Origin of the sequence: Vagococcus xieshaowenii, from assembly GCF_004792515.1 — a bacterium.
GTDB lineage: Bacteria > Bacillota > Bacilli > Lactobacillales > Vagococcaceae > Vagococcus_A > Vagococcus_A xieshaowenii.
This window is the reverse complement of sequence record NZ_CP038865.1, coordinates 1,870,462-1,884,870: the sequence shown is the minus strand read 5'-3', so window position 1 is coordinate 1,884,870 and position 14,409 is coordinate 1,870,462. Positions and strand designations below refer to the sequence as shown.

Below are 14,409 nucleotides of genomic sequence, written 5' to 3'. Positions count from 1 at the left end.
TAATCAACATAGTATAATTGAAAAAGATATGCGTGCATTTTTAAATAAAATTAAATCTTTAAATGATGATGTTCAGGTTATAGTAGGATGTACAATGAAAGATGAAGATTCTAAGGCGATAATTGATGAATAGGGTAAAGGAAACACAGTAATAAAAATTGATAATCTTGCTTTCCGAAAAATCATAGATAAAAAGTCAGAAAAATGTTAGACTATAAACTGATTAACAATAAACAGTAAGATACACTTAAATATATGGTGTTAATTGGTGTCAATAATATCTTTTTTTATCAATTCAGTAGATTTTAAAAGAATAATAGGTAATTAAGAATGTTGATACAACAAGCTTTATAACGTGTGTGTATTCTTGTTTTTTAGTATTAGAATTCTCAAAACGTTAATTGCTGGAGTCGTTGCGAATTCATTCGCTTACGAATACAGTATGGGACGGAGATTTCGCAGGAAATCGAGTACCAATCAATGTATCGTTTCAAGACACTTTCCATTCAGTTGGAAGGTGTCTTTTTTTGGGCTCTTCGTCAAATAGTGTTGATGGGCTCAAATTTGCTAAAATAAGTGACTAGGTGAAGTGTAAAAGCTTCACCTTTTTTATGTGATATTTTGGAAAATTAATCCTTGCGAAATATAAATTCTATCACGTAAGTTTCTAAAGTTACGATAGCCGTAGGAAACGCGTTTAATTAATTTGATTTTATTGTTGATACCTTCGGTAATACCATTAGAATCAAGGCATTATAAATGCCTTGATTGTGTCGATTGAAGAAGGTTAATTTCTTTCTAAACCAGTTAGGAAGCTCTTTAGATAAGTCATTTATTATATGAAAGAAGTTCTCTACATCGGATTTCTTGCGATAGTGATGTAAGAGCTGGATGGTATCGTATGCTAGTCGTAGACGCTCATCATAAGTTAATAGATCATCAATAATTTCCTGTTGGAAAAGTTCACGTTTAAACAAATAATGATAATGTGAATGCTTATTATCTAAAGTATCAGTATCTTTTAAAAGGAGTTTCCAGTAACGCTTCAATCTGCGATATTTCTTCATATCTTCTGAATGATGATTTCGGAAGGTATTCATGATATTGATACGTAATTGATTAAAGCTACGGTTAATGTGTTGTACAATATGAAAATGATCCGTGACAATTTCAGCACAAGGAAAAACTTTCTTGATTAGTTGCGCATAGCTACCATTCATATCCATGACTAAGTATTTAACGGATTTGCGTACTTTAAGAGAAAACTTCATGAAATAACTAGCCAACTTCTCCAATCGTCTGTCCTCTAAGAGGACAAACAGCTTATTCCTAACGCCGTCAACGCAAATAAAGCTCATAGAGCCTTCACATGATTTCATTGATTTAAATTCATCAATACATAGAATACTTGGTAGGTGATTGTAGTTAATTGTCCGTTGTTTAGCTAACTCTCTTTGTATACGTAACACAGTTACATCAGAAACAAAGTACCGTTCCGCAATATCTTTACGAGATACAATACGCTTTAATTCCATCATGATTTGATAGTTTAATTCACGGGAAATATGATGATTGCGTTCAACGATAGGTGTTGGGGCGATAAAAGTAGCACCACAGGTGTAACAACGAAATCTTGAACGATGCAGCTTTAGATACGTCAGTCTATTTCTAAAGGGCGGTAATTGTGTTTTGGTCGTTCTATATCCGTTTTTAACGATTTTTGAGCTATCTAGTTCACCACATTTTTCGCAGCAAGTCGGGCGATAGGTTAATACACCTTCAATAATATAAGCCAGAACATCTTTTTTCTTTTCTTCTTTTAACCAATCTTCTGCAAAATATATATTTTTATCTTCCAATCCAAGTAATTTTCTAGTATGCTTATCCATAAGAGACCCCTCCGATATATTTGGTTTTAGTCGACTTTAATTTTATCAGGTTGAGGTCTCTTTTTTTGTCTAAAAATCAACACCAAATATTATACAGCCTTTTTTTGTTGTGGTAATGAAAAAGGTAATGACGGCTTTAAAAACCATCATTACCTCGTCGATCTTGTGTTTCTTTTATGTCTGCTTTTCTTCTTGAATCTTTCTTAGTTTGTATATATTCTATGTGTATTTATTTAGATACGCTAATTCCTGATTTTTTATCACCTTGTTTTTCAATGGAAATACCATTCTTACAAGCAGATAAGCTTAATAGGCATATAATCATGATCAAGCTTACGAATCCTTTTTTTCACAGCGGTTCATCCTCTCTTATATACTGTATAATTTATTCATATCTTAACGCAGTAATTGGATCTAATTTAGCCGCGCGTTTGGCGGGAAGTGTACCAGCTAAAAATGAAATTAGCACTATAATTAAGACAATAAGACTGATAGATGTAGCATTAAACTGAATTAAACTTAAGTTTTCAAAACTTTGAACAAATGATTTAGCTGCTACTTTGTTAATAATCACCGAACTTCCAAATGCTCCCAATATTCCTAAAAGCGCCCCAATTAATCCAATAAGGACAGATTCAATGGTAAAGCTTAGGAATAATTTGCCATTACTCATGCCCATTGCTTTCATTAAGCCAATTTCACGTGTTCTATCTTGCACGGACATATACAGTGTGTTGATAATACCAAAACTTGCTGCTAAAAGGGAAATAGCACCAAAAATAATCAAAACTGAGGTAATAGCATCTACTGCAGATAAAACATTATCAATCCTGTCTTCAAATGTTTGCCCTGTGTAACCCAAATTATTTAAATCTTTTTTAATTTCCTCAATATTTCTAGAACTAGGGTCCTTTATTGTAGCAACCAATGAATAAAATTGATTTTTTAAATTTTCTGATAGACCATCATGATTAATGTTAAGAATTTGTTGAGATAAATGTTTATTGACAGTAGTTTGGACGCCTAAGATACTGTTAGGTGCTAAAATCCCAACAACTGTTGCTTTAATGCTCTCTTTTTTGTCAGATAATTCTGGAGAAATATTTAATTGGATAGTTTTATTTAATATCTCTTTATTTGATTGATAACCTAGAGCTTTAACGTAATCGGTTGTTAAAAGTATTTCATTTTGATTTATCTTATTGTTTAATTGTCGACCAGCCTCTAATGAGTAAGAAGTTCCATCATCAATATATGCGGATAGTTCAAATTTATTATTATTTTTCCCTTCTATATAGTTTATGGCTATGGATTCACTGGGTGAGACATCAGAAAACCATTTTAATTTTTTTAAGTTCTCAATATCTTTTTTAGTTAATACATGATCGTCGGCTGCATTCGTACTCTTTTCAGAATATTTTGTTGGAGAATTGTCAGTAGAAGCATCAATATCACTATTTTTGTTGATCAGGAGTAAATTGTTTCTATCTACTAACTTAACTTGTTGGTGAATAAAATTATTAACCCCTGTGTTAATTCCAGCAGTGAGAGCTATCGTAAAGGCTCCTATAAAGATAGCAATGATCGTAAGGAATGTTCTGCCTTTATTTCTTTTTAAATTTTTATTGGCTGTTTTAATAATATCGCTTATTTTCATGATTAATTTTCCTCCACAATATAACCATCTTTAATATGTATTTGTCTGTCACATTTCGCCGCTAGTTCAGGATCATGTGTCACGATAATTAAAGTGATACCTTTTTCTTTATTCATCTTAAAAAGTAATTCTTCAATTTTTTCACCGGTTTTAGAATCTAAATTACCAGTGGGTTCATCTGCAAAAATAATATTTGGTTCATTTACAATAGCTCTTGCGATACAAACCCGTTGTTTTTGCCCACCTGATAAGTCATTGGCATTATTGTGTACTTTATCATCAAGTTCTACAGCTTTTAAAGCATTCATTACTTTTCTTTTTCTTTCTTTGTTGTTCATTCCATTAATTTTCAGTGGTAACATGACATTATCTAATACTGTATCTTTAGGATTAATAAAAAACTGCTGAAAAACAAATCCAAATGTTTCGTTTCGTAGATGATTTAATGTTTTTTTGTTGATGTCTTTGACATTTTGACCCAATAGTTCAATTTCTCCAGATGTTGGTTTATCAAGCAAAGCTAAGATATGCATAAGCGTTGATTTTCCAGAACCACTTTTACCAATGATAGCAATTGATTCTCCTTTCTTGATTGATAGGCTGACTCCCTTGAGCGCTTTAAACGTATTTTTTCCTATTTTGTATTCTTTTTCTACGTTTTTGACCGTTAATATAGACATAATGACCTCCTGTTGTTTGTAATCGATTATTTTTTGAACATTTGTTCAATTAGTATATACCTGTGTTGATATTATGTATCTCGGTCTACAGACTGAAATAAATAATGTTTTCTATTTTTTGAGTAGAGATTTATTTATTCAACCAACTCACCAAGTTGTGGTAATGATAGAATGTCATTTTGTGAATTTTCATACAGTAGTATGAATAGTAAAAGGTTGGTAGAATAGTAGTTTAACTTTTTGACCATCATAAAGTCGTATTTTTTAACCAGATACTAAGAAATAGAGTACTAATCATATCGTTTCAAGACACTTTCTAATTATTTGGAAGATGTGTTTTTTTGTTGTGGTGTAGGATTAATGCTTAATTTTAATATCAAATAAGGATATTAGGTATATGTTTAAAAAATTTTAAAAATAGAAAAAAAAACAAGAAAAAAACGTTTTAGTCTATATTTTAATAGTTATAATATTTGTTATTATTAAATAGATTTTTTGAAACTTTTTTAATTTTATGAAAAGTGAAAAAAGAGATATATTTATTCCTAACATGCTAAAATATAATTAGATATTACATGTTATTTAATCGAGAGGGAGGGAGGAATATGAAAACAGAAGTATTAATGGAGAATGATGATAGGTTTAAAATTCTTATTCTACAATACTTAGAGTTGAATAAACAAGGATATGTACATATTTCTAAATTGTACGAATTAACAGGACTAAGTAAGTTTAAGATGGAAAACTTGCTTAAAGAATTGATGGAAGATTTACTACTATTAGAAGAAAATCCTAAGTTATATATTAATGATGAAGGTGTTATTGAAATAAAAAAAATAAATTTATCCATTATAAAAAAAATTAAATTAAAATATTTGGAGCATTCATTGACTTTCAAGATGCTAGACGATTTAGTAGTTAGACAATCATCGGTAGATAAGTTTTCTAAAGATAATCATTTGAGTAGATCTCAATTGTATATTAAAAGAAAAGAGCTAAAAAAATTCTTGAGTTCATACGATATTAAATTGAAAGGGAATAAAATTTTAGGTGATGAAACTAGAGTAAGAAATGCACTCTGCATTATATATTTTGATATATATAATGGAATAAAATTTCCTTTTTCAGACGAAATATACAACATAGTGAATAGGTTAGTCATTCACTATGAACAGTGGTTTAAATTCAATTTAACTTACGTGGATAGAGTGAAGTTAGGGATTGTTATAGCTGTTTCCATTATACGTGTAAAGAATAATCATCATAATAATATTAAGTTTTTCGAATCGGATGATTTATTAGACTTTTTCTCTTTACAAATATCAATGCTGTCAGATTATTTGCCAGTAAAATCTAATATATTAATTTATGAAGTTGAATACATACTCGTATACATTGTTTTAAATTTTGAGGGAGATTCTATTAAAAAAAATTATTCGAAAATTCAAACTTCTTTTTTTAATGATGTTGATGAATTTAGCCAAAATACGATTAATAAAATTGTTTCCAATGTAGAAAAAATATCTGATATGCACTATGAAGAAAAGAAGTTGTTTATTGAAGAAATATATAAAAATAATAGAAGAAAGTATCTCTTTGATATTGAAAGAACCAATATAAAATCAAAGAGGTTTTTTGAAGAAACGTATCCAGAAATATCGAATATAGTGAGTGAGTCAATTGATGACGAATTAAGCAAAGGAAAATATGATTTTAAATTTTTAAGTAATCATTTGTTTTATGATTATATTTTGATTCTCTTTTCTCTATTCTCAATAACATCATTAGAAAAAACTATACATGTATGTGTAGATTTTACTATGGGTAGGCACTATAATCAGTTCATCATTAATCAAGTGGTTGGTTTTAGACATTTTAATATAAAGATTGAAGATAAACTAACCAATAAAACAGATATTTATATATCTGATTGTATAATCGAAAATATTGAGATTATACAAATTATTTGGAAAAGTCCGCCAACCTCAGATGATTGGGAAGATTTTGGTAATAAGGTTATTGAAGTGAAAAACTTATAGTCTACAGGAGGAAGAAATTAGAATGAAAAAGAGAATAAGTGTCTGGATAATATTATTAATAATATTAAATAACTGTATAAAAAATAAATTCTTTTCCAATATGTTGACTCCTGAATCAGAAAATAATAAACATAGCATGGTTAGTTATAAGGAAGATGGAGTACATATAACTGCTAAAAACTATTTAAAAAAACAAGTAGATCATCAAACAGAACTTAAAAATTTAGAAAAATTTTCTGAGGTTATTACAAGTTTAGAAGATGAACCTAAAACTAATGATAGTCAAAGAGGCTCCTATGAATTGGGCTTATTGTTTAGAAGTTTATCGAAAAGTATCTTGATGAGAAGTTAATGTTAGCGGTGGATTTATTAATAGATATTAGATGTAAATATTAATAGTTTTTAGATAACAAAAGTAATTAAAATATTAATATTAGTGTTTAATTTTATCATTAATTTTTAATGCTTGTTATCATTAATTTGATAAATAAAATTAGTAGTGAAAATAAAATATTCATTAATTTTTGGGTGAGTAGAAATGAAAATGGGAGGATAGAATATGACTAGATTGAATAAATTAAACAAAATGCTCAATGTATTGTTGGTAGGCTTAATGTTTGTTTCTCAAACAGGTATTATGGAAGTCAAAGCTATTACAACAGGAGATACAATAGAAAGTTCAACAATGATGAGTTCAGAACAAACAACAGGTACACAACATATTATTGATAGTGAGTTTAATTATCAAGAAGATGAAAAACAAGAAGACAATTTACAAGATAATTTAGTATCGGATGAAACTCAAACAACAGAGACATCTAACCTAGCAAATGATAGTCCAAGTGATGAGCAAAATAAAGAAGTAATTGAAGAAGAGATAAAAAAACTGAGTGAAACAAAAGAAGAGTTAAAAAAGAATAGTTCAATGAAAGATACAACTACAAAGGCTGAAGGTGAAATGATAGGCTTAAGTCCAGGTATTTCAGAAAGTCAAGGGACAAGGGAGCATTTATTTTACTATCAGCTAAATATTAATGGATCTAACCCTAATTCCCATACTGCTGTCATAGAGATAGGAGCTGCTGAATACATTGATGGAGACTCAATAATACCAACAGTTATGGAAGGGATAAATTATCATATCGAATTAATAGAAGGTAATTATCAAATTGTTATTGAATATCCTGGAAATTTAGATGAACCTGGAATGGGGGCAGAATATCCAGTGAGATTTAATCTTCAACAAGGGATAGTTCCTGATAATTACAAGATTAATATTAAGGCAACTTTATATGAGGCAGCTGAAGAAATAAATCAAGAAGTGATACAATTAGAGGCTCATGTAAGCAACCCTAGTTTATCTAAATCCATTAAATCAAGTTCAAATAGCTGGTCAGGGGCAGGAACGACCAGTATCATGTACGGGGGATTAGATGATGGAGAAAAATTGAGTGATAATCTAGCGGAACTAGAACTAATTCAGTTTAGATTTAGTTATGATTTTAAAGATCGTTATCAAGAAAAAGTCGTTATTACGGATACCTTGCCTGATTATGCTGAATTTATTGCAGAAGAAAATGAGGGATGGGAGTATGATGAAATTAATAACGCAGTAACCTATATTGTAGAGGGGGATAATATTTTAAAAGGTGAAGTTTTTATAAATTTGAAGTTTCCTAATGCACCGGTTGGAACAAAATTTAAAAATACTGGGTCCGTAACTGGCACGCCTTTAAATAAACCAGATTATGAAGAAGGCCGAAATACTGAAACAAGTAGTGGCGATTTTCTTTTTGAACGATATAAACATGGACAAAAGTTTGATAAGAGCAGAGTAGGGAATACTGTAATAAAAAATGACACTACTTCAACACAAAATATTTCTCAGGAACATTATTTTAACATCTCATACAGTGAGACAATTTCAACAACTGGGAATATAGAAGTTCCGGAAACAGCGCTTAGAAATATAGAAATTATCGACTATGATTTGGATAAAGGAAATGCTGGAAATGGTAAGATACTCTATTATTCTTCAGTTGAGGCTACCAATGTTCCTGAAGAAACCGTTTTAACAGTTATTGGTGTTACGGAAGATAATACTGAAATAGTGTTAACCGATACGTTATTAGCTGGAGGAAAATTTGAGATAACAGATGGTACTAAATATAAAAATTTAATCGTAAAAACTAATAAAGAGATTTCGTTACCCTATAATCAAAATAGTTTTGATATTAATATAGGGGTTAAATTCACACAAGAGGATACACCTTATGATTTAGAGTCTATAACAGATAAATTAGAAAATTACGCTAATATTAAGGTAACCGATGAAAATCAAGAGGATGTATACATATACTCAGGCAATCAAGTGAACGATTTTTATACATTAGCTGATAAGGAAACGCCGAGATTTTATATAGGAAAGAATTCAATAGGTACATCACAAACATTATTACCAGGAGAAGAAGCTGAATATCATATTTTTATTGACCATACTAAAAGTCAAGATGAAGATAGAGATATTGAATATGAAGTGGTAGATTTTATACCTGAAGGGATGAAATTTGTAGAGCTTACAAAAAAGAGTAATGACATAGACGTTTCATATGAAATAGTGGATGACTATTTATCTAGTGGTAAGACTGCGATAATTTATACTGTCAAATTCAATGAAAGTAGCAAGATACCTAGTATATCTTTTGACTACAAATTAAAAGTTACGGAATCAACTGAAGATGGTATTAATAAAAACCTAGCATATGCTTATGAAAAAAATGGGTACAATATTGTGACATCTTCTTTGACTGATGATCTGTATGATGTTAATGGGAATGGGGATACCGGTAAGGATAAATTCGTAAGTTTCAAAAGTTCAGATGTTTTAGTAGCACCTGTAAAAACTGTTTTATTTGAAAAGAAAATCAAAGGAAGTTTAAATAGTAGCTATTTAACGTCACCTGCAATTGGGAAAACAAGTAAAAATAAAGAGTTCTCATACCAATTGAGCGTATTAAATAAAATAGGATATAATATCAATAATATTGTGATGATAGATAACCTTCCTTATAAAGACGATAGCTTAACAACTGGAGCTGGTGAGAGCAGAGGATCAGAATTTGATTTTATTTTATCTGAAGAATTAGATTATCCGGATGGCGTTAAAGTTTATTATTCAACTGAGCGTTTTATTGGCGCAACAGCATTGAAAGAAGCGGCAAATGATCCTTCTTGGCAAGAAAGTGTGAGTGATTTTAGTCAAATAAAATCAATAAAAGTGGTCGTTGAAGAAGAATTGGCAGAAGGCGCAACTAAAACAGTAGTGGTAAAAGGTAAGCCATCAGAGGAAGCAGAGTATGGACAATTACAAACGAATTCATATGCTGGATCATATAATGAACATGAATTTGTAGAGTCTAACCCTATTAGTGTTAAATTGACAGGATATGGTTCTGTAGAGTTAGAAAAAATTGATAGTCTAACGAAGTTACCGTTATCCGAAGTGAAATTTGATTTATTAGACGAAAACGATACTGTAATAGAATCTAATCTTACAACGGATAGTAACGGATTAATCAGAGTAGATAATTTAGAAGTTGGTAAGTATAAATTTATAGAAACAAGTGCCCTACCTGGATATCTTTCATTAGATGGACCAATAGAATTTTCTATAAAAGAAGATGAAGAATTAATAAAGTTAACAGTACCAAATGAACCGATTAAAGGAAAACTTACTATTCAAAAGGTGGATAGTAGTGATACTAATAAATTATTATCGGGTGCCATATTTGAATTATATGATGAAGAAGATGCCGCGGTAGATAGAATAGAAACTGTAGATGGAAAGATTTCAGTTAAAAATCTAAATGAAGGGAATTACTCTTTAAAAGAAATTCAAGCGCCGGAAGGGTATGAATTATCTGAAGAGGAAATAAAATTTACAATAGATTTTGAAGAAAATCGTGAAGTAACATTGATTGTTCCAAATACGAAAAGTACAGGTTCGGTACTATTGAAGAAGTATGGAGAAGTTTTTGAATATGGTAAAGAAAAGCCTTATGATACAAAACCTCTACAAAATGTTTCATTTGATTTATACAAATTGAATTCAGAAGGTGCTAAAGAATTGGTTGAAGAAGGTATCTTAACTAATGAACTTGGTGAAATTAGAAAAGATTTACCATATGGATCGTACGAATTTGTTGAAAAAAGTACTTTAGAAGGTTATCAATTAGATGCAACCCCAATACCGTTTGAAATTGTTGGCGCAGAAGAGGTAATATTACCGCCTGTGTTAAACAAATTAAAATTAGGGGATATTGGGTTAACTAAAATTGATGGAAAAACCAAAGAACCGTTAGCGGGAGCAGAGTTTAAATTATTAGATGCTAATGAAAATGAAATATTACCAAGTATTATTTATACTACCGGATCAGATGGTAAGGTAGAAATTAAGGGTTTATTACCTGGTGCATATTACTTACACGAAGTAAAAGCACCTGATGGTTATCAATTAAGTGATGAATTGGTAGAAGTCGTTGTTCCGGCTGAAACACTAACAATGTTATCAGATAACTTATTGATTAATAAAGTAGCACCTATCACGAAAGAGATGAAAGTAACAGATGATTTAAAAGAAAGTGTCGATCTTTATAATGAAGAACAAAATGAAATAAAAGTACCAGTAACCGTTGAAAATACGTTAACGCCAGGTGGAGTGATTGTAAACAAAGTAGATGGTAAGACAGGCAAGTCGTTAGAAGGTGCCGTCTTTAAAGTATTAGATTCCGAAGGGAATGCCGTACAAGAAGGTTTAGTGACTGGAAGAGATGGTCGTCTAAGTGTGGAAGATTTAGCGCCAGGGAAGTATCAATTGGTTGAAACAAAAGCGCCAACGGGTTACGAGTTAGTATCGAAACCAGTGGCATTTGAAGTGAAAGTGAATGAAACATCCGTCTTACACTTAACGGTAATCAACACGTTAACACCAGGATCGGTAATAGTAGAGAAAGTAGATGATAAAACATCTGAAGCCTTAGAAGGTGCGGTGTTTGAAATAAGGGACCATGAAGGAATTGTGATAAGAAGTGGTCTAGAAACGGGAAGAGATGGCCGTGTATCAATTGATGATTTAGCACCAGGTGAGTATCAATTAGTAGAAACCCAAGCACCAACGGGCTATGAATTAGATAGTAAGCCAGTAACATTCACGATTGAAAAAGGTCAAAAAGAAGCAGTAGAAGTAAGCATGACCAACAAGTTAACACCTGGAGGAGTGGTGTTAACGAAGAGTGACGGAAAAACGGCAGAAGTATTATCCGGAGCGGTATTTGAATTACAAGACAGCGAAGGCAATGTAATCAAGAGCGGTTTAGTTACAGATGCGAGTGGTAAGTTAGCAATTGATGATTTAGCACCAGGTGAGTATCAATTAGTAGAAACCCAAGCACCAACGGGCTATGAATTAGATAGTAAGCCAGTAACATTCACGATTGAAAAAGGTCAAAAAGAAGCAGTAGAAGTAAGCATGACCAACAAGTTAACACCTGGAGGAGTGGTGTTAACGAAGAGTGACGGAAAAACGGCAGAAGTATTATCCGGAGCGGTATTTGAATTACAAGACAGCGAAGGTAATGTAATCAAGAGCGGTTTAGTCACAGATGCGAGTGGTAAATTAGCAGTTGATGATTTAGCACCAGGTGAGTATCAATTAGTAGAAACCCAAGCACCAACGGGCTATGAATTGGATAGTAAGCCAGTGACATTCACGATTGAAAAAGGTCAAAAAGAAGCAGTAGAAGTAAGTATGACCAACAAGTTAACACCTGGAGGAGTGGTGTTAACGAAGAGTGACGGAAAAACGGCAGAAGCATTATCCGGAGCGGTATTTGAATTACAAGACAGCGAAGGCAATGTAATCAAGAGCGGTTTAGTCACAGATGCGAGTGGTAAATTAGCAGTTGATGATTTAGCACCAGGTGAGTATCAATTAGTAGAAACCCAAGCACCAACGGGCTATGAATTAGATAGTAAGCCAGTAACATTCACGATTGAAAAAGGTCAAAAAGAAGCAGTAGAAGTAAGTATGACCAACAAGTTAACACCTGGAGGAGTGGTGTTAACGAAGAGTGACGGAAAAACGGCAGAAGCATTATCCGGAGCGGTATTTGAATTACAAGACAGCGAAGGCAATGTAATCAAGAGCGGTTTAGTCACAGATGCGAGTGGTAAATTAGCAGTTGATGATTTAGCACCAGGTGAGTATCAATTAGTAGAAACCCAAGCACCAACGGGCTATGAATTGGATAGTAAGCCAGTGACATTCACGATTGAAAAAGGTCAAAAAGAAGCAGTAGAAGTAAGTATGACCAACAAGTTAACACCTGGAGGAGTGGTGTTAACGAAGAGTGACGGAAAAACGGCAGAAGCATTATCCGGAGCGGTATTTGAATTACAAGACAGCGAAGGCAATGTAATCAAGAGCGGTTTAGTCACAGATGCGAGTGGTAAATTAGCAGTTGATGATTTAGCACCAGGTGAGTATCAATTAGTAGAAACCCAAGCACCAACGGGCTATGAATTGGATAGTAAGCCAGTGACATTCACGATTGAAAAAGGTCAAAAAGAAGCAGTAGAAGTAAGTATGACCAACAAGTTAACACCTGGAGGAGTGGTGTTAACGAAGAGTGACGGAAAAACGGCAGAAGCATTATCCGGAGCGGTATTTGAATTACAAGACAGCGAAGGCAATGTAATCAAGAGCGGTTTAGTTACAGATGCGAGTGGTAAGTTAGCAATTGATGATTTAGCACCAGGTGAGTATCAATTAGTAGAAACCCAAGCACCAACGGGCTATGAATTAGATAGTAAGCCAGTAACATTCACGATTGAAAAAGGTCAAAAAGAAGCAGTAGAAGTAAGCATGACCAACAAGTTAACACCTGGAGGAGTGGTGTTAACGAAGAGTGACGGAAAAACGGCAGAAGTATTATCCGGAGCGGTATTTGAATTACAAGACAGCGAAGGTAATGTAATCAAGAGCGGTTTAGTTACAGATGCGAGAGGTAAGTTAGCCGTTGATGAATTAGCACCAGGTGAGTATCAATTAGTAGAAACCCAAGCACCAACGGGCTATGAATTAGACAGTAAGCCAGTGACATTTACGATTGAAAAAGGTCAAAAAGAAGCAATCGAGGTAAGGAAAACAAATACATTAATAAAGGGTAGTGTTATTTTAGAAAAAATTGATGGAGATACAGGAGCTCTATTGTCTGGAGCAGTGTTTGAACTTAGAAACAGTAAGAATGAGATAGTAATTGATAATTTAGTAACGGATGAAAATGGGAAATTAGCAATTGCTGACTTGCCTTATGGTAAATATCAGTTAATTGAGGTTCAATCGCCAACAGGTTATGAACTAGATAATACTCCAATTGAATTTGAGGTTGTAAAAGAATCTGAATCTACTGAGCTGTCTAAGACCAACTATGGTATTAGTAAAAATGTTAAGTTAGAGAAAAGAGATAGTCTATCAAATGAGTTACTATCTAATGCCGAATTTAAGTTGTTAGATTCATCAGGAAATTTACTGATAGAAGGGTTGGTTACTGATCAAGAAGGATTACTATTAATTAGTGATTTAGATATAGGTGAGTATCAATTAGTTGAAACAAAAGCTCCAGAAGGTTATAAATTAGATAGTACACCTCAAACTTTTGAAATTAAAGAAGATACGAAACTTATAACTCTAACTAAATATAATACACTTATAAATGAAAATAGACCTACGATAGATAATGATGAAAATGTGGAATCTGAGAATAATAAATATGGTTCTAGCCCACATACATACTTACCACAAACTGGAGAGGCTAAAAACTATCTAGAAATCATCGTGGGAATTCTAGTACTATTAGCTAGTTTGTTTATATTAATAAATAGAAAAGTTAAAAATAATTAAATAATTCTATTAATAAACCAACTCAATAAGTTGTGGTAATGATAGAATGTCATTTTATTAATTATCATACATTAAACTGTTAATTAATAGAGACGTTTCAAGACACTTTCCATTCATTTGGAAGGTGTCTTTTTTTTGGGTGAGTGGTCGAATAATAAACCGTAGCTAAAATCGGCTTTTTATC

At 32.1% G+C, this 14,409-nt stretch carries 5 protein-coding genes and 1 pseudogene; 3 read left to right on the top strand and 3 right to left on the bottom strand.

The features are described from left to right. Nucleotides 1–609 precede the first annotated feature (609 nt). The 3 genes and pseudogenes from E4Z98_RS09000 to E4Z98_RS08990 form a co-directional block, all read right to left on the bottom strand. A pseudogene (locus E4Z98_RS09000) lies at nt 610–1,889 on the bottom strand (ISL3 family transposase). Nucleotides 1,890–2,274: 385 nt separating this feature from the next. Next, on the bottom strand, nt 2,275–3,546 hold the full coding sequence (locus E4Z98_RS08995) for an ABC transporter permease (RefSeq protein WP_135255073.1): 1,272 nt from the start codon (nt 3,544–3,546) through the stop codon (nt 2,275–2,277). A 2-nt stretch (nt 3,547–3,548) separates the two neighbouring features. Next, nucleotides 3,549–4,226, bottom strand: a complete 678-nt coding sequence (locus E4Z98_RS08990; RefSeq protein WP_135255074.1) for an ABC transporter ATP-binding protein — start codon at nt 4,224–4,226, stop codon at nt 3,549–3,551. A gap of 605 nt (nt 4,227–4,831) precedes the next feature. Between E4Z98_RS08990 and E4Z98_RS08985 the strand changes: the two genes are divergently transcribed. The 3 genes from E4Z98_RS08985 (at nt 4,832) to E4Z98_RS08975 (ending at nt 14,225) form a co-directional block, all read left to right on the top strand. Then, nucleotides 4,832–6,265 carry a helix-turn-helix domain-containing protein gene (locus tag E4Z98_RS08985; protein WP_167790962.1) on the top strand — a complete coding sequence of 478 codons (1,434 nt, stop codon included), beginning with the start codon at nt 4,832–4,834 and terminating at the stop codon, nt 6,263–6,265. A 22-nt stretch (nt 6,266–6,287) separates the two neighbouring features. Continuing rightward, nucleotides 6,288–6,617, top strand: coding sequence for a hypothetical protein (locus E4Z98_RS08980; RefSeq protein WP_135255076.1), 330 nt, complete (start codon nt 6,288–6,290; stop codon nt 6,615–6,617). Nucleotides 6,618–6,824: 207 nt separating this feature from the next. Beyond that, complete coding sequence (locus tag E4Z98_RS08975; protein WP_135961195.1) at nt 6,825–14,225, top strand: SpaA isopeptide-forming pilin-related protein; 7,401 nt, start codon at nt 6,825–6,827, stop codon at nt 14,223–14,225. The last annotated feature ends 184 nt before the right edge of the window (nt 14,226–14,409 follow it).